The sequence below is a fragment of the Streptomyces tamarix genome, assembly GCF_032423885.1.
Classification (GTDB): domain Bacteria; phylum Actinomycetota; class Actinomycetes; order Streptomycetales; family Streptomycetaceae; genus Streptomyces; species Streptomyces tamarix.
Window position 1 is genome coordinate 169,830 of record NZ_JAWCTQ010000007.1, and the last position, 26,441, is coordinate 196,270.

The 26,441-nt window shown below is 75.6% G+C and carries 20 protein-coding genes and 1 pseudogene; 11 read left to right on the forward strand and 10 right to left on the reverse strand.

What is annotated here, in order from left to right:
- Positions 1–17 precede the first annotated feature (17 nt).
- Both RND61_RS08640 and RND61_RS08645 read right to left on the reverse strand, forming a co-directional pair.
- The gene (locus tag RND61_RS08640; RefSeq protein WP_315877220.1) at positions 18–1,313 is read right to left on the reverse strand and encodes a zf-HC2 domain-containing protein; all 1,296 of its coding nucleotides are present in this window, start codon (positions 1,311–1,313) and stop codon (positions 18–20) included.
- Entirely contained in the window at positions 1,310–1,894 is a 585-nt protein-coding gene (locus RND61_RS08645) for an RNA polymerase sigma factor (protein ID WP_315877221.1), read from the reverse strand. Before RND61_RS08645 ends, RND61_RS08640 begins: the two co-directional genes overlap by 4 nt.
- 192 nt (positions 1,895–2,086) lie before the next feature.
- Here RND61_RS08645 and RND61_RS08650 point away from each other — a divergent pair.
- Together RND61_RS08650 and RND61_RS08655 are read left to right on the forward strand one after the other, a co-directional pair.
- Positions 2,087–2,431 (forward strand): annotated as a pseudogene (locus RND61_RS08650) (STAS domain-containing protein); the annotation flags it as partial.
- A gap of 459 nt (positions 2,432–2,890) precedes the next feature.
- Positions 2,891–3,364 carry an ATP-binding protein gene (locus RND61_RS08655; protein WP_315877222.1) on the forward strand — a complete coding sequence of 158 codons (474 nt, stop codon included), beginning with the start codon at positions 2,891–2,893 and terminating at the stop codon, positions 3,362–3,364.
- Positions 3,365–3,703: 339 nt separating this feature from the next.
- On the opposite strand, the gene RND61_RS08660 is transcribed toward RND61_RS08655, so the two are convergent.
- Positions 3,704–5,644 (reverse strand): acetate--CoA ligase family protein, encoded by a 1,941-nt coding sequence (locus RND61_RS08660; protein ID WP_391653096.1) that lies wholly within the window; start codon positions 5,642–5,644, stop codon positions 3,704–3,706.
- 236 nt (positions 5,645–5,880) lie between these two features.
- On the opposite strand from RND61_RS08660, the gene RND61_RS08665 reads away from it, so the two are divergent.
- The gene (locus tag RND61_RS08665) at positions 5,881–7,245 is read left to right on the forward strand and encodes a hypothetical protein (protein ID WP_315877224.1); all 1,365 of its coding nucleotides are present in this window, start codon (positions 5,881–5,883) and stop codon (positions 7,243–7,245) included.
- A 384-nt stretch (positions 7,246–7,629) separates the two neighbouring features.
- Here RND61_RS08665 and RND61_RS08670 read toward each other — a convergent pair whose 3' ends face one another.
- Positions 7,630–8,310, reverse strand: coding sequence for a pyridoxine/pyridoxamine 5'-phosphate oxidase (locus tag RND61_RS08670; protein WP_315877225.1), 681 nt, complete (start codon positions 8,308–8,310; stop codon positions 7,630–7,632).
- 208 nt (positions 8,311–8,518) lie between these two features.
- Positions 8,519–9,166 carry a TetR family transcriptional regulator gene (locus tag RND61_RS08675; protein ID WP_315877226.1) on the reverse strand — a complete coding sequence of 216 codons (648 nt, stop codon included), beginning with the start codon at positions 9,164–9,166 and terminating at the stop codon, positions 8,519–8,521.
- 409 nt (positions 9,167–9,575) lie between these two features.
- Between RND61_RS08675 and RND61_RS08680 the strand changes: the two genes are divergently transcribed.
- Both RND61_RS08680 and RND61_RS08685 read left to right on the forward strand, forming a co-directional pair.
- Positions 9,576–10,403 carry a VOC family protein gene (locus RND61_RS08680; protein ID WP_315877227.1) on the forward strand — a complete coding sequence of 276 codons (828 nt, stop codon included), beginning with the start codon at positions 9,576–9,578 and terminating at the stop codon, positions 10,401–10,403.
- Positions 10,404–10,902: 499 nt separating this feature from the next.
- Complete coding sequence (locus tag RND61_RS08685; RefSeq protein ID WP_315877228.1) at positions 10,903–13,398, forward strand: serine/threonine-protein kinase; 2,496 nt, start codon at positions 10,903–10,905, stop codon at positions 13,396–13,398.
- A 28-nt stretch (positions 13,399–13,426) separates the two neighbouring features.
- On the opposite strand, the gene RND61_RS08690 is transcribed toward RND61_RS08685, so the two are convergent.
- The gene (locus RND61_RS08690; protein WP_315877229.1) at positions 13,427–14,209 is read right to left on the reverse strand and encodes a hypothetical protein; all 783 of its coding nucleotides are present in this window, start codon (positions 14,207–14,209) and stop codon (positions 13,427–13,429) included.
- 191 nt (positions 14,210–14,400) lie between these two features.
- On the opposite strand from RND61_RS08690, the gene RND61_RS08695 reads away from it, so the two are divergent.
- A complete protein-coding gene (locus RND61_RS08695; protein ID WP_315877230.1) occupies positions 14,401–14,910 on the forward strand; it encodes a hypothetical protein in 510 nt (169 codons plus the stop codon).
- Positions 14,911–15,050: 140 nt separating this feature from the next.
- On the opposite strand, the gene RND61_RS08700 is transcribed toward RND61_RS08695, so the two are convergent.
- From RND61_RS08700 to RND61_RS08710, 3 genes are all read right to left on the reverse strand, one after another.
- A complete protein-coding gene (locus tag RND61_RS08700; protein ID WP_315877231.1) occupies positions 15,051–15,305 on the reverse strand; it encodes a hypothetical protein in 255 nt (84 codons plus the stop codon).
- Positions 15,306–15,514: 209 nt separating this feature from the next.
- Positions 15,515–18,553 carry an AfsR/SARP family transcriptional regulator gene (locus tag RND61_RS08705; RefSeq protein WP_315877232.1) on the reverse strand — a complete coding sequence of 1,013 codons (3,039 nt, stop codon included), beginning with the start codon at positions 18,551–18,553 and terminating at the stop codon, positions 15,515–15,517.
- A gap of 265 nt (positions 18,554–18,818) precedes the next feature.
- On the reverse strand, positions 18,819–20,087 hold the full coding sequence (locus tag RND61_RS08710; protein ID WP_315877233.1) for a right-handed parallel beta-helix repeat-containing protein: 1,269 nt from the start codon (positions 20,085–20,087) through the stop codon (positions 18,819–18,821).
- Positions 20,088–20,228: 141 nt separating this feature from the next.
- Here RND61_RS08710 and RND61_RS08715 point away from each other — a divergent pair, with 141 nt between their 5' ends.
- Positions 20,229–20,822: a pentapeptide repeat-containing protein gene (locus RND61_RS08715; protein ID WP_315877234.1), complete on the forward strand. Its 594-nt coding sequence runs from the start codon at positions 20,229–20,231 to the stop codon at positions 20,820–20,822.
- Positions 20,823–20,904: 82 nt separating this feature from the next.
- Here the strand turns inward: RND61_RS08715 and RND61_RS08720 are convergent, their stop codons facing one another.
- Positions 20,905–21,654, reverse strand: a complete 750-nt coding sequence (locus RND61_RS08720) for an SDR family NAD(P)-dependent oxidoreductase (RefSeq protein ID WP_315877235.1) — start codon at positions 21,652–21,654, stop codon at positions 20,905–20,907.
- Between the two features lie 453 nt (positions 21,655–22,107).
- Between RND61_RS08720 and RND61_RS08725 the strand changes: the two genes are divergently transcribed.
- From RND61_RS08725 to RND61_RS08740, 4 genes are all read left to right on the forward strand, one after another.
- Complete coding sequence (locus tag RND61_RS08725) at positions 22,108–23,040, forward strand: threonine/serine dehydratase (protein WP_315877236.1); 933 nt, start codon at positions 22,108–22,110, stop codon at positions 23,038–23,040.
- A 299-nt stretch (positions 23,041–23,339) separates the two neighbouring features.
- Positions 23,340–24,905 carry an APC family permease gene (locus RND61_RS08730; protein ID WP_315877237.1) on the forward strand — a complete coding sequence of 522 codons (1,566 nt, stop codon included), beginning with the start codon at positions 23,340–23,342 and terminating at the stop codon, positions 24,903–24,905.
- A gap of 343 nt (positions 24,906–25,248) precedes the next feature.
- Positions 25,249–25,566 (forward strand): cupin, encoded by a 318-nt coding sequence (locus tag RND61_RS08735; RefSeq protein WP_315877238.1) that lies wholly within the window; start codon positions 25,249–25,251, stop codon positions 25,564–25,566.
- Between the two features lie 322 nt (positions 25,567–25,888).
- Positions 25,889–26,392 carry a DinB family protein gene (locus tag RND61_RS08740; RefSeq protein ID WP_315877239.1) on the forward strand — a complete coding sequence of 168 codons (504 nt, stop codon included), beginning with the start codon at positions 25,889–25,891 and terminating at the stop codon, positions 26,390–26,392.
- The last annotated feature ends 49 nt before the right edge of the window (positions 26,393–26,441 follow it).

A 26,441-nucleotide genomic window follows, 5' to 3' on the forward strand; every position in this document is an offset into this window, starting at 1 on the left:
CCCGCGCGGGGCGGCGGCTACATCCGGCTCAGGGAGGCCGCGGCGTACAGGACCTCCCTGACGGCCTCCCGGTCGCCCGTCTGCCCCACCGCCGCCTCCTCCGGCGTGACGTGCCCCGCCACCAACTGGCAGAACTCCACGCCGTCCAGCGCCACGAGCGCCACCTCCCGCTCCGGGCAGGCCAGCGCCGCCGGGGAGTCCAGGGCGATGTGCCAGCGGCCACCGCCCGGCCCCTCCACCTCCAGGCGCAGGGACCGGCCCGGAGCGCCCGCCCCGACGAGCGTGCGGGCCGGCCCCGCGAGCCCGGCGCGGCGGCGGTCGGCCAGCGCGGCCGGCAGGAGGCGGGCCGCCAGGTCGATCATGCCGCGCAGATGCGCCCCGGAAGGCGGGTCGTACGGGTAGTCCACGGCCGACGCGATGTCCCCGGCGTGCACCCAGCACTCGAACGCCCGCTCCACCAGGGCGTCCCGCAGCGGCAGGGAGAACGGCCCGTACGGCACGGACAGGTCCGCCACCCCGCGCCCCGCGAACGACACGGTCCGCACCAGCGTGTGCGCCTGTTCGCGCCACGGGGCCCGCATGCACCGCTGGACCTCCGCCTCCTCCAGGGCGCGCCAGAACGCCTCCGTGCGCTCGGCCGGCCCGTGCGGCGCCCGCGCGCCGGGGCGCGTCCCCACCGGATCGTCGAGCCCCAGGGCCGCCGCGACCAGGCCGTCCACCGCCATCAGGTGGGAGATGACGCCCGTGACGTTCGTCCGCCGTTCCACCTGCCGCTCGTCCGCGAACCACCGGAGCCGTACCGGCGCGCGCCACTCCGCGAGGCCGATGTCCTGGAGCAGCGCGTCCAGCCGCGCGGTCTCCGCGTCGTACGGGCCCGCCCAGTCCGGCACGGGGATGCGGGCGGGGCGCCGGCCCAGGCAGTTCTCCAGGACCCGCGACCGCAGCAGCGGGTCCAGGTCCAGATCGCGCTCGCTGTGCAGCAGCCCGACCGCGTCGCGCAACCGCAGCGCCTCGTCCGCGCACGGCGCGCACTCCGTCAGGTGCGCCTCGACGGCGGCGGTCTCCTCGGGGGAGCAGGCCGTCAGCGCCCACGCCCCGAGGAGCGACCTCAGCATCGCGTGCGGCAGCGGGGCCGGCGGCTCCGGGGGCGGCTCCCGCCGCTCCCGCGGCGGGCCGGGCGGCGGGCCCGGTACGCGGTGCGCCGAGTCGTCCGCCGCCGGCCGGGGAGCCGGTATGCGCGGCGGCCCGGGGGCCTCCCCGTCCCGGCCGCTCCACGCGCCGCCGCGGCCCCCGCCGTCCACGGGCCCGGTCACAGCGGCGGCCTTCCGGGCTCCGGCGGCGGCCCGTCCAGCGGCCGCGCGTGCGCCGTGGAGAGCAACTGGAGGCCCAGCCGCAACCGGCGCCGCGCCTCGTCCTCGGTCACGCCGAGGTGCGCGGCGGTCTGCCGGTAGTCCCGGCGCTGGAAGTACGCCATCTCCAGCGCCGTGCGCAGCGGGGCGGGCATCGCCGTGACGATGTAGTCGGCGCGGGCCGCCGCAGCCGCCCGCCGCACCCGCTGCTCCAACTCCTCCGTCGACCCCTCCCCGCCCTCGGCGATCGCCCGCGCGCCGCTCTGGCGCAGCCGGTACACGGCCTGGCGGCGGGCCAGCCGGGCGATCCAGGCCCGCAACGAGCCCTCCACCCTCGGGTCGTACGCGTCCGGGTTCTCCCACACGTATCCGAACACCTCCCGCGTGACCCGGTCGGCGGCCTCCTGGTCCTCCAGGACGCGGCGGGCCGTGTTGTGGACGAGCGAGGCGAAGCGGTCGTACAGCTCACCGAGCGCGGCCGCCTCTCCTCGGGCCAGCCGCTGCTGCATCCTGCGGTCCCAGCGGGGCGGTGTGTCCTTGGGCATTCTTCGAATGTAGTGCGGAGCACCGGCGCCACACCGTCCTTTGGACAAGTGCTGGCATCTCGGCCGGAGCGATGGTAAGGAAGTCGCCGTCCTCGCCGTCTGGAGTTTCAGCGGTGGCGGATGGGGCAGCTGCGACGGGAAGAGCGTCCTCCGGAAGGTTCGGGCACCGGCGAGGAAAGGTCGCAGCGCGTGATGCTGAGGGTGGAGCGAGCCGAGCACGGCGCCTGGACCGTGCTCCACATCTCCGGCGAGCTCGACCTCGTGTCGTCGCCGGTGGTCCGGCGCCGGGTGCACGACGCGGTCGCGGACGGCCGCCACGACGTCGTGCTCGACCTGTCCGGGGTGCGGTTCTGCGACTCCAGCGGCGTGGGCGTGCTCATAGCGGCGCGCCGGCTGCTGCACTCCTGCCGGGGCCGGTTGCGGCTGATCCTGCCGGCGCGCGGCGCGGTCGAGGGCTCGCACGTCAACCGGGTGCTGGCGGCGCTCGGCGTGCGCCGGCTGTTCGACGTGTACCCGGACGTGCCGGCGGCGGCGGGCGTGCCGTCCGCGGCGGGCGCGGCGCCCGGCGCGACGGAGGGCGGGGCGCCCGGCGCGGCGGAGGGGTGTCCCGGGGGTGCGGTGGACGGCGCGGCGGACGCCGTGGCGGTGTCCCGTACCGCGTCCGCCTAGGTCACGATCGGTGAGGGGCGCGGGACGTACGGAGGGCGGCGCCGCGGGCGGGCCACGGGCGGGCCGTGACCGGACGGCCGCCGTCGCCCGACGGGCGTGACGGGCCTGCCCGTTGCGCCTGAGCGCCGGTGGGGCGGTTGGGGCGGCTGAGTGCTCGCGTTCGACTGCGCGAAAAGTGCGTCGCACAGTATGCACCAGCCGTACTCCTTCGCGCTGGAATATGCCCGAAGCGCTTGTTGCGGTGACTGTACGTCAACCATGCTGTGCCCCCCAAGGTTCGCTGTGAGGCGCGAGGCGATGTGTCCGCCGGTTCGGATGGTGTGAGCGGTGCAGGTGCTTCAGGTTCAGTTGGAGATCGGGCCGGATCCCGCGGAAGTGGGGCGGGCCCGCAGATGGGCGAGGTCGCGGCTGGCCGGCTTCGACATAGCGGCCGACGAGCCGCTCGTCGACACGCTCGTGCTCCTCATCTCGGAGCTCGTGACCAACGCCGTCGTGCACACCGGCTGCCCGGCCGTGCTGCGGCTGCTGTTCGGCCCGGGCGGCGCCGGCACCGGCACCGTCCGGGTCGAGGTGGCGGACCGCAGCGACAGCCCGCCGCAGCAGCGCCGGGCCGACTGCGCCGACACCCACGGCCGGGGGCTGGAGCTGGTCGACGGGCTCGCCGACCGGTGGGGCTGGCAGCCGGAGGACCGCGGCAAGCGCATCTGGTGCGAGGTGGACCGGAGTGCGCCGGCGCTCGCCCCGGTGGTGTGCGAGCCGGGGGCGTACGAGCTCCCGCACGCCGTGTCGAATACCGCGTAGTGGTTGTTTCCGCGCATACCTGTTGACGGGCGGGGGCGTCCTGATCACGCTGGGTCCAGCGATCCGTGGCGAGGGGACGCCGAGGGCGTGACGCGCCCTTGACGAGTACGGGTCGCGGGTCCGGTGGCGGCCGGCCGCGCGCGAACGCGGCGCCCGCGCCGGGCGGGGTGGCGGCCGCCGTGCCGTGCTCGCGGCGCGCATACGCGTGCCGCCACCCGAGGAGCCGCCGAGCCGCCCCGCGCGCCGAGTCACCCCGCGCGCCGAGCCGCCCCGCACGCCAAGTCGCCCCGCGCGCCGGGCCGTCGGTGGCCGGGGGCCGTCAGGGGGTGTCCGGAGCCGTCAGGGGCTGTCCGGCCGGCACACCGCCCGCGCGCCGAGCGCGACCGCGCCCTGGCCCCGTTCCCGTACGACGAGGGGCTCCACGTCCAGCTCCGCGAGGTCGCCGCCCAGTTCCAGGGCGATGCGCTGGACGCGCAGGACCGTTTCGACGAGCGCGTCCACGTCGGCCGGCGGGCCGCCCCGTACGCCGTCTAGCGGCGGCCGTCCGCGCAGCTCGTCCACCATGGCCCGCGCCTCCCGCTCTCCGAACGGCGGGACGCGCACGGCCGTGCCCGCCCCCGCCTCCGCCGGGGCGCCGCCCGCCCCGATCCGCACGGTCGGCCCGAGCAGCGGGTCGTGCGCCACGCGGACCGCCAACTCGGCGCCCCGCCCCACCATCTGGCAGACGAGGACGCCGTCCAGGTCGACGCGGTCGTAGCGGGCGATCTCGGTGAACTCCCGGTACGCGTCGCGGACCTGGCTCGCCGAGGTGAGCCCCACCCGGACGAGGCCCCGCTCGCCGCGGTGCGCCAGCCGCGGGGCGGACGCCTTCATCACCACCGGGTACCCGATCTGGGCGGCCGCGCGGACGGCCGCCGCCGCGCTGGTCGTCAACTGCTCGCGCGGTACGCGGATGCCGTACGCCCGCAGCAGTTGCTTCGCCGCGTGCTCGCTCAGCCGCTGCCCCGGCCGCAGCAGGGACCGCGCCCTGCGCGCCGACGGCGACGGCGGCGCGGGCGACGGCGCGGCGGTGGGCGAGTCGTCGAAGGTCGGCTCGTCGAAGGGCGGTTCGTCGAAGGGGGACGGGTGGGCGGCGGCGCGGCGGTGGTGGTCGAGGTACGCGCGGACGGCCGCGACGCAGTTGCCGAACGTGCGGAAGACGGCGAGGCGCGACGAGCCGAGCAGCACCTCGCGGTACGCCGCCTCCGTGCCGGCCGGTGAGCCCCAGATCACGCACACCGGCTTCTCGGTGGCCACCGCCGCGTCGGCGAGGGCCCGCGCGAGGCGGTCCGTGCGCGGGGGGTGCGGGGCGGGGACGGGGCAGACGAGGACGCCGACGTCCGGGTCGGCGAGGAGCGCGTCGAGGGGGTCGCCGGGACGGGCCGAGGCCCGCAGCCCGGCGGCGGAGGCGAGCGCGGCGAAGTGCGCCGCCGCGCCGGTGGCCTCCTCCTCGTACACCGCGACGCCCTCCGCGCGGGGCGGGCGGGCGCGGGCGAGCAGCGTGGCCGTGTCCTGGAGCTGGTCGGGCGAGCCGACCGGGACGACGCCGTACTGGCGCAGCGCGGCGTCCAGGACCGGCCGGGTGGTGGGGGCGGCGGCGGTGAGGGCGACGACGGGGACGCGGTGGCGGGCGGCGCGGCCGGCGGCGCGCAGGAAGGCGCGGGCGTCGCCGAGGCGGTCGAGGTGGCAGGCGATGGCACCGACGCCGGGCTGTTCGGCGTAGTACGCGACGAGGTCGGCGGCCGTCACGTCGGCCTCGTCGCCGGTGACCGCCCAGTGGGAGAGCCGGACGCCCAGCTCCTGGAGGGCGTACAGGGGGCGGCCCTGCGGGCCGGTCCGGGCGACCACGGCGATGCCGGGCCCCCCGAGGTCGTCCCGCAGCGGCGCGAAGAGGGCGGGACCGGTGGGCCCCAGGACCCGCGGCCCGGCACCGCGCAGCCGGTCGGCCGAGGGGGAGGAGCCCCCCAGGACCACGACCAGCGGCACTTTCGCGTCGGCCAGCGGGCGGAGGGCGGGCAGCGGGTCGCCGCCGAGCACCACGGCGAGGTCCACGTCGCCCGGCAGCTCCGCGACGGACGCCACGGGCCGCACGCCGGGCCCCGGTTCGCCCCGCACCGCGTACACCCGCGCCCCGGCCCGCAGGGCCCACCGCACGACGTCCTCCCGCCCCTCGCCGGTCCCGACGAGCACCACGCCCCGGGGCCGGAAGAGGCCCTCCAGCCCAGCCACAGAAACCGCCAACGCGCGCCTCCCGCCGACCGCACCCGGATAGCTGACGGCTTGTCACGTTACCGAAGGGTTGCCTCCCGAGGAACAGCCCGCACATGGTCAACATCCCCTCTCGAACGGGGCATTGGGGGCGCCCGGGGGCCAACCGGCCCAGTTCGTTGGGTCGTACAACCTCATGGCGGGGTCGCGGGTCGAGGTAGTGGTGCGTTGCCCGTGAACAGAGTGATCAGAGTGAACAGAAAGGCCCCATGTCCATGAACCAGTCCCTCCCCGCGCGTGCCCTCACGCGCGGTCTGTGTGTCGCCGTCGTCGCCGGGGTGGTGGGCGCCGGGGCCGTGGTGCCCGCCGCCGCCGAGGAGCCCCAGAGCGACCAGTTGTGGATCAGCGCCGCCCCGTACGAGGCGAAGGTGCCCGTCGGGGCCGGGGGCGAGGCCGGGCAGGACCGGGAGGTGGAGGTCGGCCTGTCGCACGACAACGGCAACTTCACCGTCACCGGCGGCCGGATCACCGTCGACGTGTCCGGCCTCGCCGGCGTCGCCGAGGTGACCTGGCCCGACAACTGCACGCCCAGCGGGACGACCGCCGAGTGCACCGTGCCCGAGGTGGCCCTGACGGGTGAGGTCGGGGAGCGGGTGCGCCTCCAGGTCCGCGCCGCGGCGGGCGCGGCGGTCGGCGCGACCGGCCGCATCGCGTACACGGCGCGCGCCGCCACCGACCAGCCCGGGGTCGGCGAGCTCGTCGCGCACGAGGCGGAGACCCCCGTCACCGTCGGCTCCGGCCCCGACCTCGTCGTACGGGGCACCGTGCCGACCGGCCAGATCCAGCCGGGCGGCACCGTGTCCGTGCCGTTCAGCGTCGTCAACGCGGGCGGCGAGGCGGCGCACGGCGTCCGCGTCACCCTGTACGTCACGCGTGGTCTGGACGTCGGCGCCGTCGACCCGCACTGCACGACCACGCCGCTCGACGAGACCGACGGGTACGTCCCGATGAGCCGGGTCGACTGCGCCTTCGACGACGTCGTCGAGCCGGGCGGCACCTTCGCCCTGCCCCGCACGCTGACGGCGACCGCCGCCCCGTACGGGTTCCACGAGCGCCTCGACCTCACCGTCGAGCCCGGCGGCGGCGTCCAGGACCTGGCCCCGGAGGACAACGGCCTCTACGGGGCCGTCAAGGTGGCCAACACGAGCGACTTCTCCGTGCTGGGCGCCGACCTGACCGCCGCGGCGGGCGAGACCGTCAAGGCCGACCTGACGTTCCGCAACCAGGGTCCGGCGTGGGTCGCGAACCTGCGCTCCGGCGACCCCGTCGCCTCGGTCGACTTCGTCGTCCCCCCGGGCGCGACCGTGACGCGGGCGCCGGAGAACTGCTTCGGGCAGACGCTGGGGGGCGACTGGTACGAGGGCCCGTCCGGCGCCCCGCGCTACCGGTGCGAGCTGCCCATGTGGGTCGGTGAGAAGCAGACGGTGACGTTCCCGTTCACCCTGCGCGTCGACACGGTCGTGCCGGACGCGACGGGCACGCTGACGCTGCGCAACGGGTGGGGCGAGGCGCGCCCGAACGACCCGGACAGCACGAACGACACCGCGAAGCTCGTCCTCAACGCGGCTGGCTGACCGGCGCGGACGCCGTAGGAGCGGGAACCGGGGGTGGCCGCCGGAACGACCGGTGGCCACCCCCGTGCCTTGGTGGCGGCCATCCCGGCGGCTGCCGCACGGGGCCCCGGCGGGCGGCCTCCGGTCCGTCCGCGTCCCCGTGCTTCGGCCCGTACGGGGTGGGCTGCCTCGTACGGGTTGGGCCGCCCCGTACGGGCTGGGTCCTCCCTTACGGGCTGGGTCCTCCCGTACGGGGCGGGTCGTCCCGTACGGGTCGGGTTGCCCCGCGGTCCTCGCCGGGCGGTCCTCGCCGGGCGGCTCCCGCCGGGCGGCCCGGGCGGCGGGGGGTGGTCCGGGTGGGCGCGGCCCGGATGCCGGCAGGCGGTCCGGGCGGTGGCGGGCCGGTCAGGGCCAGAGCAGGCCCCGGGACCACGGGCCGTCCGGTGCGCGGTGGTAACGGAGGCGGACGTGGCGGCGGCGGGCGTCGCCCTGGAAGAACTCCGCCTCCTGCGGGACCAGGCGGTACACCGTCCAGGTCGGCGCGTGCGCCGCGGGCTCCGCGGCGGCCCGGGACCAGGCCCGTTCGCTCGCCTCCGCCAGGGCCTCCGGGGAGGCGAGCGGCTCGCTCTGGCGGCCCGTCAGCGCCGCCGCCAGAGCACCCGTCGAACGGGCGTGTAGGTCGGCGTACGCCTCCTCGGCTGTGCCCTCGGCGACGGGGCCGCGCAGGCGGACCTGGCGGCCCCGCAGCGGCCAGTAGAAGTGCAGCGCCGCGTACGGGCGGGCGGCGAGCTGCCGGCCCTTCGCGCTGGTGGAGTGCGTCGCGAACCGCCAGCCGCGCCCGTCGGCGCCGTGCAGCATCACCGTCCGCACGTCGGGACGGCCGTCCGCGTCGGCCGTGGCGAGCTGCGTGGTGTGCGGCTCCGGCTGGCCCGCCCCCACCGCGTCGAGGAACCACGTGCGGAACAGGTCCAGCGGGTCGTCCGGGGCGGTCGCCGGGTCGAAGGCGGGCAGATCGGCGTCCCACACCCGCAGGGAGTGGAGAGCCGACTCGAAGGCGGCGTGCGTGCCGTGGGCGCCGTGCGTCATGGGGACATCATCCGCCCGGTACGGGAGGGGGCCGGGCCCGGGTACGGGGTGCCGGCGGCGGCCGTCGCGGGACGGGCCGCCGGTGTGACAGGACGTGCCGTACCCGGGGCGCCCGAGCGGCGGGCGGACGGGGTGCGCCGGAGCGCGGGGGGTGGGGCCGCGCCGGAGCGCGGGGGAGGGGTCGTGCGCGGGTGCGCCGTACGCGCCCCTACTTCGCGGGCTTCTTGCCTGTGATGCCGAGGTGGACCAAGAGCGCCAGGTTCGGCCGGAGTTCGGCCTGCTTGACGCCCCACGTCTGGAAGCCCTTCTGGTGCGACGCCACCGACGCCAGCATCGTCACCAGCGCGCCGGCCATCGCGGCGGGGTTCACGTCCTTGTCGACCCGGCCCTTGGCCTGGAGATCCTTCACCGCGTCCGTGAGGGAGCCGGTGACCGAGCCGAGGATCTTCATGCGGATCTTGTAGAACCGCTTGTCGCCTTCGGCGGCCCCCAGGTCGACGACGCGCAGGATCGCGTCGTGGCGCCGCCAGAAGTCGAGGAAGCCCTCGACGAGCTCCTCCGACGCCTGCTTCGCCCCCTTGCCGACCCAGGACCGGTCCGATACCAATTCGGACAATCCTGCGCCATCCTTGGCCATTTCCTCGGCGATCTCCAGGACAGCGCCCTCGACGTCCGGGAAATACTGATAGAAGGTCGCAGGTGAAGTGCCCGCCTTCCGGGCCACGTCGATGACTTTGACGTCCCGGTACGGCGAGGAGCCGAGCATCTCGCTGAGGCAGTCGAGCAGCTTCTGCCGCGTCGCCTGGCCGCGCCGACCGGCCACGCGGCCGTCGACGGTACGTACTTGTCCTGTCATGCCGTCAGCTTACCGAGGGGTGTTCGGCGCGCGATTCGGCCGAGTGCAAATGGGTGCGGGGCCGTGCGCGGGCTGTTCCGGACGGGTTTTCCGGAGCGGGGGAAGAAGGGCTGCGGAAGCGGTCCGCCGGGGATTCACCGCCGGTTCCCCGGACGGCCCCCGCGTTCCCGGCCGCGCCTTCCGCCCTCCTCTGTCTTCTTCTGCCCCTTCCGTCCTTCCCTGTCCTTCTCCGACCCGGCTTTCTTCACGTCCTCGTACGGAATGATTATCAACAGGCTGTGGAAAACATCGGTGGACAACTGCCCGACCGGACCTCCTCCCCCTGCGGCGGAACCCCACCCGCATTAGCGTGGCCGTGACGGGCACCCACGGTCCGTGCGCCCCCGCGCACAGGGAAGGAACCACGCCCATGGCCGCGACCACGGAACGCACGCCGGGAGGCGACCCGGAGGACAGGCCGGAGGGCACGCCGTGCTGGGCGGACGTGCTGCTCCCGGACCTGGAGGCGGGCAAGCGCTTCTACGGCGGACTGTTCGGCTGGACCTTCGCCGACAGCGGCGAGACGTACGGCCCGTACGCCACCGCCCTCAGCGACGGCCTGCGCGTCGCCGGGCTGGCCCCCAAACGGGACGGCCGCATGCCCACCGCCTGGGGCGTCTACCTGGCCACCACCGACGCCGTCGCCCTCGCCGCCCGCATCCGGGAGGCCGGCGGACAGGTCATCACCGCGCCCATGCGCGTCGGTGCCGCAGGCATCACCGCGCTCGCCGCCGACCCCGGCGGGGCCGTCTTCGGGATCTGGCAGACCGAGGAGCACGCCGGCTTCGAGAAGGAGGGCCTCCCCGGCTCGTACTGCTGGACCGAGGTGTACACGAGGGCCCGCGACAAGGACGCCGTCGACGCCTTCTACGCCACCGTCTTCGGCTACCGCACCCGCGACCTCGACGACCCGTCCGCCGACTTCCGCGTCTGGTCGCCGGCCGGCACCGGCGAACCCACCGACGCCGATGCGATCGGCGGGCGCAGCGTGATCGGCGATGCGTTCCCCGCCGAGATGCCGGCCCACTTCCTGGTGTACTTCGCCGTCGCTGACTGCGACGAGACGACGGCCGCCGCCGTCCGCCTCGGCGGCCGGGTCACCGAGGACCCGTTCGACACCCCGTACGGCCGGATCGCGCTCCTCGCCGACGACCAGGGCGCCGCCTTCGCCGTCCTGTCCGACTCCAAGGCCGCCTGAGCCCCGACCACCGCAGCCCCGTCCAGCGGGCCCCCGCTCGCCGGGCTCCCGTCCGCTGGGCTCCCGTCCACCGAGGCCCCCGCCCGCCGAGCCCGCTGACCGAGGCCCGGTCCACCGGGCTCCCGTCCACCGGGCCCCGCCCGCCGGGCTCCCGTCCACTGGGCCTCACCCGTCCAGCCTGCCGACCGAGGTCCGGTCCGCCGGGCCCCGCCCGCCGCGGCCCCGTCCACCGGGCCTCGCCCACCGAGGCCCGGCGGGCCGGCGCCACAGTCCGGCGGACGGCGGTGCCACGGTCCGGCGGACGGTGGCGCCGCGGCCCGCGGTGGCCGGAAACCGCCCGTGCCCACCGGTCCGTCGCCCGGGTGTCCCTCACACGGGTGTCCCCTTCCGGGTGAGACACCCCGATCCGCCCCCGGGTTCGCAACCACCGCCCCGGACAGGAAGAATCAAGGTGCACAGGGTCGTACCCCCATGGCCCTGACGGGGAGGTGGCAGGCAAGTGGAGCAGCTGACGCAGCACGACCCGAGACGGATCGGCCCGTTCGAGGTGCTGGGCCGGCTCGGCGCCGGCGGCATGGGCCTGGTCTATCTCGCGCGGTCGGCGTCCGGCCGCCGCGTGGCGATCAAGACCGTACGGACCGAGCTCGCCGAGGACCAGCTGTTCCGCGTCCGCTTCACGCGGGAGGTCGAGGCCGCGCGGGCCGTGTCCGGTTTCTACACGGCCGCCGTCGTCGACGCCGACCCGCGCGCCGCCGTGCCGTGGTTGGCCACCGCGTACGTCCCGGCGCCCTCCCTGGAGGAGATAGTGAACGAGTGCGGGCCGCTGCCCGCGCCCGCCGTGCGCTGGCTGGCCGCCGGCGTCGCCGAAGCCCTCCAGTCCATCCACGGCGCGGGCCTCGTCCACCGCGACCTGAAGCCGTCCAACGTCCTCGTCGTCGAGGACGGCCCGCGCGTCATCGACTTCGGCATCGCGTCCGGCGTCTCCAACACCCGGCTGACGATGACCAACGTCGCCGTCGGGACGCCCGCGTACATGTCGCCCGAGCAGGCGCGCGACTCGCGCAGCGTCACCGGTGCGAGTGATGTCTTCTCGCTCGGCTCCACGCTGGTGTTCGCCGCGACCGGGCACGCCCCGTTCCACGGCGCCAACCCCGTCGAGACCGTGTTCATGCTGCTCCGGGAGGGCCCCGACCTGGAGGGGCTGCCCGACGAGCTGCGCCCGTTGATCGACTCCTGCATGCAGACCGACCCGGCGCTCCGCCCCACCCCGGCGGACCTCCAGGCCCAGCTCGCCCCGCACCTCTTCGCCGGCGGCGACGACAGCGGCACGGCGTCCGCGTGGCTGCCCGCGCCGGCCACCGCCATGATCGAGCAGCGGCGCGGCGGCCGTCCCGCCGTGCCGCCGCCCCCGTCCGTGCCGCCCGCCCCGCCGGGGCCCCCGCCCGGCGCCCCGGCGCCCGGCGGCCCCGCCCCGGGGGCGCCCGCACCCGGCCAGGACTGGGACGCCGCCTGGCGCGGCGGCGACCCCCGCACCGGGCACGGCCCCGTCCGGTCGCCCGCCCACGGCCCGCACGGCGGTGGCGCGTCGCCCGTCCGGCTCCCCGGCTCGAACGTGCCCATCGGCCCCGGCCCCCGCCGCGTCGACGGCCGCTCCGCCGCCGCGCCCGACCCCGCCGGACCCGCCACCGGCTGGATCCGCCCGCCCGCCGGGCTGACCGGCGCGGACGCCCCGCCGCCCACCGGCCGCCCCCTTCCCGGCACGGGTCCCGGCCCCGGCACGGGCACCGGCGTGCCGTCCCAGCCGAACGGCGCGGACGGCGGCCCCACCGTCGCCGCGCCCCCGCCCGCCCCCGGGCACTGGCGCCCCTGGCGGTTCCGCATGTCGAACGACGTGTGGGGCACGCCCGTCGTCGACGGCGACCTCCTCTACGTCACGTCCTTCGAGGTCCACGCCCTCGACGTGGCGACCGGCCGCCGCCAGTTCAAGACCCGCGACGTCGCCTGGTCCATGGCCGTCGCCGCCGGCCGCATCCACGCCTCCGACGGGCCCACGCTGTACGCGCTGGACGCCCTCGACGCGGGCGAGCTGTGGCGGCTCCAGACCGACGCGTGGGTGTACTCGCTCAAGGTCGACCGGGGCACCGTCGTCACCGGCACGCGCGGCGGCGGGGTCCAGGGCTGGGAGGCGTCCAACGGCGCCAGGCTGTGGGAGCTGACCGGCGCGCAGACCGACTTCGAGACCCCCGAGGCGGGGCCCGCCGTCCACGGCGACACCGTGTACGTGTGGCAGGACGCCCGGCTCCGCGCCCTCGACGCCCGTACCGGCACCGAGCGGTGGTCGTACCCGGTCGGCGACGCGGCGTCCTGCGGCGGCGTGCCCGTACGGGTCACCCCCGCGGAGGACGGCTACGTGTACGTCGCCGCCGGGACGCGGGTCCTCTCCGTCGACGTCATGTCCGGCCACGTCCGCTGGCACTTCGAGGCGCCGGCGGTCTTCCTGTCGCCGCCCGCCTTCGCGCCGGGGCCCTCGGTGACCGGCGGCGGGGTGTACCTCGCCGACTACCTCGGCACGGTGTACGCCCTCGACGCGACGACCGGCAAGGACCGGTGGCGGATCGCGACGGAGGCCCGGCAGTCGATCGAGCCGGTCCTCGTCGCGGACGGGAACGTCCACGTGGGCAGCGGGAGCGCCCTGTACACGCTGGACGCGGTCACCGGGACGCCGAAGTGGCGGTTCGCGGCCGGCGGCGAGATCGTCGGCGCGCCCGTGGCGGCGGAGGGGCGGCTGCACTTCGGCTCGGCGGACCACGTGCTGTACACGCTGGACGCGGCGGGCGGGCAGCTCCGGTGGAAGCTGACGACGGGCGGCGAGATCACGGGCTCGCCCGTGGCGCGGGCCGGCGTCGTGTACGCGTGCAGCAAGGACCGCTGCGTGTACGCCCTGGACGCCCAGAAGGGCACCGCGACGGGCCCCCGCCCGTCCCCGACCCGGTAGCCGCCGGGCCGGGGCGCCGGGTGGCCGGCTAGGAGGGGCGGTCGTCCCGGCCCTGGGGGGGCGGGTACGTCCGAGTGTCCTGCGCGTGCGGGTCCCGGTGGGGGTCCTGGTCCCGGTACGGGCCGGGGTCCTGGTCCCGGTACGGATCCTGGTCCTGGTGGGGGTGCGGGTCGCGGTACGGGCCGTGGTCCTGGTACGGGCCCTGCTCCTCGTACGGGTCGTGGTGGGGGTCCTGGTACGGGCCCTGGGGCCGGTGCGCGGACGCGTCGTCCGGACCGCCCGGGTACGCGGGGTCGCCGGGTCCCGGGGCCGGGTCCTGCGGCACCGCCCTCCGCCGGGCGTGCCGCCGCCCCGTCCCGGACGCGTACCCCGCCTCGTGCCCGCCCAGCATCCGGCCGTGCCGCCGCCCCGCCATCACCACCGCGGCCAGCAGCAACACCAGCCCGCCGCCGAGCGCCAGCCCGGTGCCCGGCCCGAAGCCCCTCCCGTCACCGCTCACCGTGAGGCTCCCGGTGTCCTGCCCCTGGCGCACCATCCACAGCACGGTGAACCCCAGCGCGACCAGCCCCGCCAGCGCCACCGCCGACCGCGACCGCAGCACCAGCCCCACCAGCGCGACCAGCGCGGCGAAGGCCAGCGGCAGGAGCAGCGAGGCCCACGGGTCGGCACGGTCCGGGGTGATCCCGCCGAACAGGTCATCGACCCCGTAGTGCCGGCCCAGGCGCCCGTCGTACCAGGCGTGGAAGGGACTCCAGACGACGGCGGCCGCTCCCACGACGGCCAGGACGGCGCCAATGGCGTTGCGGATCATCCTTGGTCTCCCTCGTCTCCGGGCGCCGGATCGACGCGGTCCGGAACCGGTCCGATGCCCGGGTACCCACCTCCGCCCGGGGGAATCGCGCGACGGCGGCCGAGGCCGGGCCGCTCCGCTGCTAGGGTGACGTGCGCTCGTCAGAACGAGCTTTCTATTTTTCCACTTTCAACGGGGGTTGAAACGTGAAAATGCGTCATGTTCGCGCGGTGGCCGTCTTCGGCGTCGTCCTGATCGCCCTGACCGGTGCGCGCGGCTCGGGCGGCGGAAGCTGCGACGGCTCCAGCTCCGGCAGCGGCTCCAGCTCGTCCTCCGGCGGCTCCGGCGCCGGAGGCCACCAGGACACCGACGGCAACGGTTCCGGCGGCGGGAGCTCCGTGCCCGGCGGTTCGGGCTCCGACGCGTCCGCGATGCGGGACATCCGCATCGACGGGTGCACGCTCGACGCGTCCGGCAAGAACCTCGTCGCGCGCCTCACCGTCACCAACGACAGCTCGCTCGACTACGAGTACGACGCGACGGTCCAGTTCCAGGGCGACACCGGCACGAGCGCGCCGTACGCAGCCGCGCGCGTCGACGGCCTCGTCGTCCCGGCGAACGGCTCGAAGAACACCGAGGCCACCACGGCCTACACGGGCACGCAGAACGGTGGCGAGTACACCAAGTGCGTCGTCACCAAGGCGCGGCGCTCGATGAGCTGAGACGAGCCGGGCGGATGCCACGACGGCGGGGGCCGACCCCTGTGGGATCGGCCCCCGCCGTCGTACCCGGCCCCGTGCATGCAGCGGCCGCGACGGCTCCCCCTCCGCGCCGCCGCGGCCGCCCCCCCGTCCGGGTTGGCTTACTTGACCGGCGGCGCCGGCATGTGGTTGTCCATGGTCACGATGGCGTCCCTCGGCGGGGCGGGCATGTGGTTGTCCATGGTGGTGACCGTCTCGCCCAACGGCTCGGACGGCATGTGGTTGTCCAGGGTCACGATGCCGTCCTTGGGCGGGGCGGGCATGTGGTTGTCCAGGGCCACGATGCCGTCCCTGGGCGGGGCGGGCATGTGGTTGTCCAGCGTCGTGATGATCTCTTCGGGCTTCTTGTCGCTCATGGCGCGTCATCTCCCCTTGACGGTATGACTCGGCGACGCCCGCTCGGCAACTCCCCCGAGGGTCGCCGAACGGGCGTCCAAGGATCGCTCACCTTAGCGGTGAGCGCCTTCGACCCGCCTGCCCCCCGACGCGACGGACCGTCCACTGAGAACGATGCCGGATCCGCATAAACGAATGCTGAACGCCCGTGCCTCCGGAGCTGCGCCGCTCAGATCGCCGCCGACGGGGACAGCATGGCCCGTACGCCGGCCGCCTCCGCCGCACCCAGGTACTCGTACAGGGCCAGCGCCTCCCGCAGGCAGGCGCGGGCGCGATCGGTCTGCCCGAGGACGCGCAGCGCCTTCCCGAGCAGCACCAGGACGTTGCCCCGCATCTGGTCCCCGCCGATGCAGCCGAGCGCCAGGGCCTGCTCGGCGTGCTGTGCGGCACGCGCGGGGCGCCGGGACTTCAACTGGGCCTCCGCGATGCGGAAGTGGGTCGCGCCCTCCCAGAGCCGCTGCCGGTTCTTGGCGAAGATCCGCAACGCCTCCGCGAACTCGTCCAGGGCTTCCGCGTGCCGGTCGGCCTGGTTGAGCGCTATGCCGAGGGCGTAGCGGCCGTTGGCGAGCCGGAGGGTGAGCCCCAGCCGGTCGTAGATCTCGATGCCCTGCTGCGCCAGGGCTATGGCGCTGGACGTCCGGCCGGTCAGCAGGTGCAGCCGCGACAGGTTGCACAGCGCACTGGCGACGCTCGGCTGGTTGCCGTCCGCGCGGGAGCCCTCCGCCGCGCTCGTCAGGTGCTCCTCGGCGTCCGCGTGGCGGCCGCCCATGGCCGCGATGATCCCCCGGTCGTTGTCCGCCCAGTACACCGGCGCCGGGTCGTCCGCCGACACGGCCAGGTCGCGGGCGTTGCGGGCCTCGCGGTCGGCCTCGTCGTAGCGGCCCGCCACCAGGTGGACGTTGCTGAGCGTCGTCCGGGCGCGGCCCTCCGTGCGGGCGTCGCCCGCCGCGTGGGCGGCCTCGCACGCCGCGAGGGCCGCCGACTCGTACTGCTTGGAGTTCGCGCCGGACTCCGTCAGGTCCTTCGCCGCCCACAGCAGGTCCACCGCGCGGCGCAGGCGGCTGCCCGGCGCGTCGCCCGCCGTGGCCTGGCGGACGCACGCCAGCACGCAGTTGGCCTCCCGGTACAGCCAGTCCTGCGCCTCGTGCCGGTCCGTGAAGGCCAGGCCCTCGTACGTCGTCGGTTCCAGGTGGTCGACCAGGCGGTCGCCGGGGCGTTCGATGGCGTACACGCGGGCCGCCGTCGCCAGGTAGAAGTCCAGGAGGCGGGACATCGCCGCCTCGCGTTCCGACGGGGGCCGCTCGTCGCGTTCGGCGCACGCGCGCGCGTAGAGGCGGACCAGGTCGTGGAACCGGTAGCGGCCCGGCGCGGCGGACTCGACGAGGGACGCGTCGACCAGGTTCTCCAGGAGGTCCTCCGTCTCCTGGGGCGGCAGGTCCAGCACGGCCGCCGCCGCCGCCAGGGAGATGTCCGGGCCGTCCGCGAGGCCCAGCAGGCGGAACGCGCGGGCCTGCGCGGGCTCCAACTGCCCGTACCCCAGCTCGAACGTGGCCTTCACCGCGAGGTCGCCCGCCTGGAGCTCGTCCAGGCGGCGCCGCTCGTCGGCGAGCTTCGCCGCCAGGACGGACACCGTCCACGTGCGCCGCGCCGCCAGCCGGGACGCGGCGATGCGGATCGCCAGCGGCAGGAACCCGCACGCCGCGACCACGTCCAGCGCCGCCTCCCGCTCCGCCTGCACCCGCTCGGCGCCCACGATCCTGGTGAAGAGCTGGAGCGCCTCCTCCGGGGACATCACGTCCAGGTCCACGAGGTGCGCGCCCGCCAGGTCGAGCATCCGGATGCGGCTGGTGACCAGCGCCGCGCACCCCTCCGTGCCCGGCAGCAGCGGTCGCACCTGGGCGGCGTCGCGCGCGTTGTCCAGCAGGACCAGGACGCGCCGCCCGGCGAGCGTCGACCGGTACAGCGCGGCCCGCTCGTCGAGGGTCTCCGGGATCTGCGCGTCCGGCGTGCCCAGCGCGCGCAGGAAGGCGCCCAGGACGGTCTCCGGCTCGGCGGCCCGCGAACCGGCGCCCATCAGGTCCACGTAGAGCTGCCCGTCCGGGAAGTGCGGGCGCGCCTGGTGCGCCACGTGCACGGCGAGCGTCGTCTTGCCGACGCCGCCGATGCCCGCGAGCGCCGACACGGCCATGACGGAGCCCTCGGCTGTGACGAGGAGGTCGCCCAGCTCCCGTACGAAGGAGACGCGGCCGGTGAAGTCGGGGACCGTGGCGGGGAGCTGGGCGGGCCGGGCGACGGGCGCCTTGCCGGGGGCGGGCCGCTCGACCGGCTGGGCCAGTTCGCTGTCGGCCCGGAGGATGCGCTGCTGGAGCCGGGAGAGTTCGGGGCGCGGGTCGACGCCCAGTTCGTCGGCGAGGAGGCGGCGCGTGTCGGCGTACACGGCGAGGGCCTCGGCCTGGCGGCCACTGCGGTACAGGGCGAGCATCAGCAGCTCCCGCAGCCGCTCGCGCAGCGGGTGGGCCGCGGTCAGCGCGGTCAGCTCGGACACGGCCTCCGCGTGGTGGCCGCACTCCAGGTCCAGGTCGAGGCGGGTCTCGACGAGCTGGAGCCGCCACTCCTCCAGGCGGGCGCGCTGCGTCTCCGCGTACGGCCCCGGCACGGAGGCGAGGGGCTCGCCGTCCCACAGGCCCAGCGCCTTGTTGATCAGTGCCACGGCCTGCGCGCGGTCCCCGGCCGCGCGGGCCTTCTCCGCCTCGGCGGCCAGCTCCTGCGCCACGTTCAGGTCCAGGGCGTCCGGGGCGCCCCGGATCGCGTACCCGCCCGACTCGCTGACCAGGACGTCCGGCGGGAGGACCTTGCGGAGGCGGGAGGCGTACGTGCGCAGCGCGGCGAGGGCCTGCGACGGGGGCTCCTCGCCCCAGATGGCGTCGATCAGTTCGGCGGCCGTCGCCGTCCGCCCCTCGCGCAGCAGCAGTGCGGCGAGCAGGGCCCGCTGCTGCGGGGAGCCCGACGGGAGCGGCTCGCCGTCCCGCCAGGCCCGTACGGGCCCGAGCACCCCGAAGCGCAGGTCGACGCGGCCGTCCGGCCCGTCCCCCGCGGGCACCGGGCGTCTCCGGGGGGCCAGGCCGTCGCGCGGTGCCTGGCCGCCCGGTACCTGCGCCTGCCGTGGAACACGCTGCTCCGGCACTCGCGGCCCGTTGTCACGGTCCATAGCTCCCCCTGCCCGTACCGCTGGTATCGCCGCCCACAGTCTGCCTTGTCCACGGCGGAAACGTCAGCATCGGGTGACGCTCCGCACAAGGTCGTGACACATCCGGCGATACCGGCGGCACCGGCGGTATCGGCGTACGGGGGTGCCGGCGGGTGCGTGGGGGCGGCCCGCCCGCCGCCCCGCGGTGGACGGGGGCGCCCGGTGGACGGCGCCGCCCGGTGGACGGGGACGCCCGCCCGGTGGTCGGGGGCGGGCGGTTCCGTCCTCAGAAGCGGGCGCCCACCGCCGTCCCGTCGCGGGGCACGAGGAACGACGGGGCTCCGGGCAGCGAACCGTCCGCGTCGCGCGGGCCGGTGAGCGGCGCCGGGTCGGTGCTGAGCACGGCCGACTCGCCCCACGCGCCGCCCCGGTCCCAGGAGTTGCCGGTGGACGTGGTGGTGGAGGTGCGGGCGACGGCGCGCTGGTCGGCGACGGAGAGGTTGCCGGTGAGGACGGCGCGGGCGGCGGAGGTGTCGAAGTCGAAGCCGGTGCTCTGGTTGCGGTGGCTCGTCGACCGGGACACGGCGATCGCGCCCGGGTTGCCGTTGTCGGTGTAGCCCTTCGCGGCGTTGCGGAACGCCGCCGTGTTGCGGAGGGCGTGGGCCACGGCGGGGGCGGGGGCGCCGCCGCCCAGCTTGAAGCCGTTGCCGTCGCCGGCGAAGTCGGGGAAGCCCCAGCGGTCGAAGCCGTTCCCGTACGCGATGGTGTCCTCGATCAGGACGGGCGAGGCGAACTTCCAGGCGTCGAAGCCGTCGTCGACGTTGTTCCACAGGCGGGCGCCGCGCACGACGTTGCCGGTGCCGCTGCCCTCCTTGATGGCGAGGCCGTCCGCGCTCTCGCCGTTCTTGCGCGGGTCGCGGTTGCCGTGGCTGTCCAGGTCGAGGATCAGGTTGCGGCTGGAGGCGCCCTGGAGCTGGAAGCCGGACTCGTAGTTGTCGTGGGTGTTCAGGCGGGCGAAGACGTTGTCGTTGCAGCCGTCGCAGTACACGCCGTACGGGCTGTTGACGATCTCCAGGTCGGAGATCCGCCAGTGCGACGCCTCCTGGTGGATCGCGCCGCGCTCGGCGCGGGGGACGCTGCCGCCGACCGGGGTGTGGCTGGCGGGGAGCTGTTCGCCGTCGATGACGACGCGCTCACCGGCGTACGCGCCGAGGGTGATGGGGCGCGAGGGCTCGCCGGAGGTGGTGAGGGTGATGTTGCGGGTGAGGAGGTAGCGACCGCCGCGCACACCGATGACGTCGCCCGGGCGGGCGCGCCGCACGGCCTCCTGGACGGTCCGCAGCGGGCGCTCCAGCGTGCCGGCCGCGGTGTCGTCGCCGTTCGGGGCGACGACGAGGGTGGGGGCGGTGACGACGGGCGCGACGGCGGCGGACGCGGCGGTGGCAGCGGTGGTCGTGGCGCCGGTGGCGCCGGTGGTCGTGGCGGTGGCGGGGGCGGCCGTCCCCACCAGTGCGGCGCCGAGCGCGGCCGCCGTGATCCCGCGGATGATTCCCATGGGCCCTCCTGTCGTCCCGCCGTCCAGCCGTCCCGTCGGCTGCCGGTCACGGGGGAGTGGCCGCCGGTCGGGCGGGGGTTGCCGGTCGGGCGGGGGTTGCCGGTCGGCGCGGATGTCAGTGGGATGCGCTTGGATCGGGACATGCCGATCACACGCGATCTCGCCGTACGGGGCGAGGACTGGTACGGGCGGGAACTGGGCGCCGGCGACGCGTACGCGGGGTGCGTGTTCTACGACACGGACTGGACGGAGGGCGTCAGCGAGGGCGCGTCCTTCGACGGCTGCACGTTCTCCGGGGTGCGGTTCAACGCGTCCCGGCACACGGGGACCGCCTTCACGAACTGCACGTTCCGCCGGTGCGTGTTCTTCGACGCGCGGTTCGAGCAGTGCAAGGTGGTGGGCAGCCAGTTCCGCGAGTCGGTGTTCGGCCTGCTCGTGGTGGACGGCGGCGACTGGTCGTACGCCGGGCTGACCGGCGCCGACCTGCGCAAGGCCGAGCTGGACGGCGTCCGCCTCCGCGAGGCCGACCTGGCGGGCGCCCGGCTGGAGGAGGCCGCGGTCAGGCGGTGCGACCTGTCCGGCGCCCAGTTGCGGGGCGCCCGCCTCCGCCGCGCCGACCTGCGCGGCAGCGACCTGTCCGCCCTCGACCCGAGGACGGTGGAGGCGGCGGGCGCCCGCATCGACCTGGAGCAGGCCGCGGTCCTCGCGACGGCCCTCGGCTACGAGGTCGGCTGAGCCGGCCTCGCCGGACGGGCGGGCCCCGTCGGCCGAGTGCGTCCCGTCGGCCGAGTGCGTCCCGCCGGACGGGCCCGCCCCGTCAGCCGAGCCCGCCCGTCGCCCGGAGGTTCTGGCCGGTGATCCACGCCCCGTCCGGCCCCACCAGGAACGCCACCACGGCCGCCACGTCGGCCGGCTCCCCGAGGCGGCCCAGGGGCGTGAGCCCGACGGCCATCTCCAGGGCCTCCGGCGGGTTCGTCCCGCGCAGGAGGTCCGTGTCCGTCGCGCCCGGCGACACCGTGTTGACGGTGATCCTCCGCGGTCCCAGCTCCATCGCGGCGGCGGCCGTCAGCTGCTCCAGCGCGCCCTTGCTCATCATGTACGGCACGATCCCGCGCCCCGGGCGGACCGTGTTGAGCGTCGAGATGTTGACGATCCGCCCGTCCTCCGGCATGAACCGGGCCGCGTACCGGACGGTCAGGAACGCCGCCTTCGCGTTGACCGCCATCGCCCGGTCGAACAGCTCCTCGCCCGTCTCGTCCAGCGGCGTCGGGGAGAAGCCGATGGCCGCGTTGTTGACCAGGACGGAGACCTCGCCCGCCGCCGACCCCTCCGACGCCGTGCGCATCAGCTCCTCCGCCGCCCCCGGCTCGGCCAGGTCCAGCCGTACCGCGCGGGCGCCGCCGCCCGCCGCCTTCACCTCCCGTACGACCTCCTCGGCGGCCTCCCGGTCGCGCACGTAGTTGAAGACGACCTCCGCGCCGTCCGCCGCGAGCCGCTCCACGATGCCCCGGCCGATCCCCCGCGAACCTCCGGTGACGACAGCGGTCCTGCCCCGTAACACGCCCATGTTCCCTCCCCGCGCTTCGACGCCCTGCGGCGTTCCGAGCCTCCGAATCTATGGGCCGCCCGCCGCCCGGGGGAGCCGTTTCCGGCAACCGCCCGGCGGACCGCCCGCCCGGCCCGGCGGCGGCCGGACATGCGGGGCGCCGGGGCCCGCCGTACGGTCGGAACGTGCCGTACGTCCTCCGCCCGGGCAGGCGACACGGCCCCGTGCCGGCCGGACTCGCCGTGCCGATCGCATCGGCCGGGCCGACCGTGCCGGCCGGACTCGCCGTACCGATCGCGCCGGCCGGGCCGACTGGGTCGACCAGGTCCACCGTGCCCACCGTGCCCCACGGTCCCGACCGGGTGACGGCGCCGCTCGCGCGCCGTGGAACCGGGCCGGGGCTCCGGGCGGTGCCTCGCGTCCGCCTTCCTTCCGCTGCCACCACCGGCGGTCGGCCCGTCGTATGGTCCTGGTATGGATCACCTCACGTACGCGGACGTGACAGCGGCGGCCGAGCGGGTCACGGGGCGGGTACGGCCGCTCGCGGTGGCGCCGGCCGGTGACGGGCGGACGTGGTTCGCGCTGGAGTTCCTCCAGCACACGGGCACGTTCAAGGCGCGCGGCGCCATCAACTTCATCCGTACCCACCAGGAGGCCGGCACCCTGCCCGACGCGGGCGTCACCATCGCCTCGGGCGGCAACGCCGGGCTCGCCTGCGCGTGGGCGGCGCGTGCCCAGGGCGTACGGGCGACGGTGTTCCTGCCCGAGACCGCGCCCCCCGTGAAGGTGGCGCGGCTGCGCGCCTACGGCGCCGACGTGCGGCTCTCCGGCAGCGAGTACGCCGACGCGCTGGACGCCTGCCGCATCCACGCCGCCGAGAGCGGGGCGCTCGCCTCGCACGCGTACGACCACCCGCTCGTCGCCGCCGGGGCGGGCACGCTCATGGAGGAGCTGCACGCCCGGCTGCCCGACCTGGACACGGTCGTCGTCTCCGTCGGCGGCGGCGGGCTGTTCGCCGGGGTCGCCGCGGCGGCCCACGAGCACGGCGTACGGGTCGTCGCCGTCGAGCCGGAGGAGTGCCGCGCGCTGAACGCGGCCCTCGCGGCGGGCGAGGTCGTGGACGTGCCCGTCGCGTCGGTCGCCGCCGACGCGCTCGGCGCCCGCCGGGCCACGCCGATGGCGCTCCACGCGGCGCAGCGGTACGACGTGCGCTCCGTCCTCGTCACGGACGGCGAGATCGTGCGCGCCCGGCAGGAGCTGTGGGACACGTACCGCGTCGCCGTGGAGCACGCCGCCGCCACCGCGCTGGCCGGGCTGTGCGCCTACCGCCCCGCGGAGGGCGAGCGGACCGCCGTGGTGCTGTGCGGGGCGAACACGGACCCGGGGGACCTGACGCGCCCCGCCTGAGACCGGACGGGGCCCGCCTGAGGCTGGACGGGGCCCGGCGGAGGACGGACCGAGACCCGGCGGAGGACGGACCGAGACCGGAAGAACAAGCACGGGAAATTTTCGAAAGGGGCAAAGCGGACACAGCTACGGTTCCCGCATATCGAACATCGGCCGTCATGGCTAAGAGTTGCGTGGTTCAACGGTAAACAGACCATGAATTCCTTGCTGCTGGCCCGATTTACCCCGCATAAGCGAAGGTAAAGATCGCGGAGTGAGAACCTCCGGATGTGGAAACCGCAGCGCTTACCGTCCTGCTCATGACTCAGGTGGAAGCACGGCCCCCGGCCGGAGACACGGTAAGGAACGTCGCCGCGACGGGCGAGAGCGGTGGCGTACGCACCAAGGGCCTCGGCGGGAACTCCGTCGGGCTGATGGGCGGTGCCGTCATCGGCATCTCGACCGTCGCCCCGGTCTACTGTCTGACCTCGACGCTGGGCCCCACGGTCGGCGAGGTCGGCCTCCAGATGCCCGCGATCTTCCTCGCCGGGTTCCTCCCCATGCTGCTCGTGGCCTTCGCCTACCGCGAGCTGAACAAGGCCGTCCCCGACTGCGGCACCTCCTTCACCTGGTCGGTGAAGGCGTTCGGCCCGAAGGTCGGCTGGATGTGCGGCTGGGGCCTCCTCGTCGCCACCGTGGTCGTCCTGTCCAACCTGGCAGGCGTCGCCACGTCCTTCTTCTGGCTGACCGCCGGCGAGATCACCGGCGACCCGTCGATCGCCGCACTCGACGACGACAAGGCCGTCCACATCCTCACGACCCTCGCCTTCATCGGCGCCGCGACGGTCGTCAGCTACCGGGGCATCACCGCCACGAAGTGGCTCCAGTACGCCCTCGTCGGACTCCAACTGGCCGTGATCGTCCTGTTCGCCGCGATGGCCGTGACCAAGGCCGACGAGGTGGCGGGCTCCCTGTCCTTCTCCTGGTCCTGGATGAACCCCTTCGCGGTGGACTCCTTCGCCGCCTTCACCGCCGGGCTCTCCCTGTCGATCTTCATCTACTGGGGCTGGGACACCTGCCTGTCCGTGAACGAGGAGAGCGTCGGCAGCGCCCGCACGCCGGGCCGCGCCGCCATGCTGGCCATCGTCGTGATCGTCTTCTCGTACCTGATGGTCGCCGTCGCCGTGCAGATGTACGCGGGCGTCGGCGAGAAGGGCCTCGGCCTCGGCAACCCGGACACCTCCGACAACGTCTTCGCCGCGCTCGCCTCCCCGATCATGGGCTCCGGGCTCGGCATCCTGCTGTTCGTCGCCGTCCTCGCCTCCGCCGCGGCCAGCCTCCAGACGACGTTCATCCCCGTCGCCCGCACGGCGCTCGCGATGTCCACGTACGGAGCGTTCCCGCCGGCCTTCTCCAAGGTGCACCCCGTCCACCGGACCCCCGGCCGCGCGACCGTCGTCGCCGGTGTCGCGACGGGCGCCTTCTACACGGTGATGACCCTGGTCAGCGAGAACGTCCTGGTCGACACGATCTACGCGCTCGGCCTGATGATCTGCTTCTACTACTCGATCACCGCCTTCGCCTGCGTCTGGTTCTTCCGCCGCGAGCTCACCCGCTCGGCCCGCGACCTGTTCGTCAAGGGCGTCCTGCCGGGCCTCGGCGGGCTGATGCTGACGGCCGTCTTCGCCCAGACCCTCATGGACATGTGGGACCCGGCGTACGGCAGCGGATCGTCGGTCTTCGGCATCGGCTCCGTCTTCGTCATCGGCGTCGGCCTGCTGCTCGTCGGCGCGCTCCTCATGGCGGTCATGCACCGCCGCAGCCCCGCGTTCTTCCGCGGCGAGGTGCTGACCAAGGAGACGCCCGCGCTGGTCGTCGAGGACTGACCCCCGCCCACCCGTTCCCACCTGAGCCACCACGCGGCCGGAGCCCCCCGGGGCCCCGGCCGCGCGGCGTTCCCGCGCCCGCGCCGCGACCCCGGCCCCCGGGCCCGGCTTCCCGCCGCGCGGCCTCGGCTCCCGGCCCGGCCCCGGGCTCCCGCCTCACGGCGTTTCCGCGCCTGCCTCGCGGCCTCGGCCCCTCCCCGCGGCCCCCACCCCGCGGCCTCGGCTCCCCGGCCCCGGACCATGGCCCGCGGCCCCGGTCCCCGGCCCGCGCCCGGACGGGCCGGATCGCCGGTCCGTACGCGCTTCCCGTGCGGCCCCGGCGCCGGGGGTGCAGGGTGGACACATGTACGACCTCTACGCCATCGCCGAGGAACACCTGGTCGCCGCCCACCGCTCGGAACACGGGCGCAGCGCCAACCTGCTGCTGCGGGAGCGGCCGCTGCGGCAGACCGTCATCGCCCTCACGGCCGGTACCAGGCTCGACGAGCACAACGCGCCGCCCGCCGGGTCCCTCCAGGTGCTGCGCGGGGTCGTGAAGCTGAAGACCGCGGCGGAGGAGATCGAGCTCACGATGGGCGACCTCTTCCTGATCCCGCCGGAGCGGCACAGCGTGGTGGCGGTGACGGACACGGCGTTCCTGCTGACCGCGGTCAACGACTGACCGCCCCTGGCCGCCCCCTGGCCCCGGGCCTCGTCCCTGACCCCGGGCCTCGGCCCCCGCCTTCCGGCCCCGGCCCCGGCCCCGGCCCCGGCCCCGGCCTCCTGTCTCCCAGCCCCGGGCCCCGCCTTCCGGCCCCCGCCCCCGCCTTCCGGCCCCGGCCTCCCGCCCCGGCCCCGGCCCCGGCCTCCCGCCCCGGCCTTCCGGCCCCCGCCCCCGCCTCCCAGCCCCAGGGCCCCCGCCTCCCGACCCCTCACCCCGGCCTGGGCCTCGGCCCCGGTCTATTCGTTCGACACGGGGGCGCGGCGGCGGCGAGCATGCGGGCATGACCCGCACCGACCTGCCCCCGACGGGGGACGAACGCGCGCACCTGGCCACCTTCCTCGACTACGTCCGCGCCACCGCCGTCGCCAAGTGCGACGGCCTCTCCGCGCGGGACGCGCGCGAGGCGCCGCTGCCGCACTCCCCGCTGATGACGGCCGCCGGGCTGATCAGCCACCTGCGCTGGGTGGAGCACTACTGGCTGGACTCCGTCTTCCTCGGCGGCGAGGACAGGATGCCGTGGACCGCTGAGGACCCCGACCGGGAGATGCGGATCGCCGTCGACATCCCCCTGCCGCAGCTCGTCGCCGAGTACACCGCGCAGAGCGACCGCCTGCGCCGGCTGGTCGCCGAGCACGACCTCGACGCCCGGGCGAAGCGGCCCGTCCGGGACGGCGTCCACGTCACGCTGCGGTGGATCCTCATGCACCTGATCGAGGAGACCGCCCGCCACAACGGCCACCTCGACGCGGTCCGCGAACTCACCGACGGCCGCACCGGCACCTGAACCCACCCGCCCGTACAACCCGGTGATCTCCTCGCGGGTCTCCCTCCCG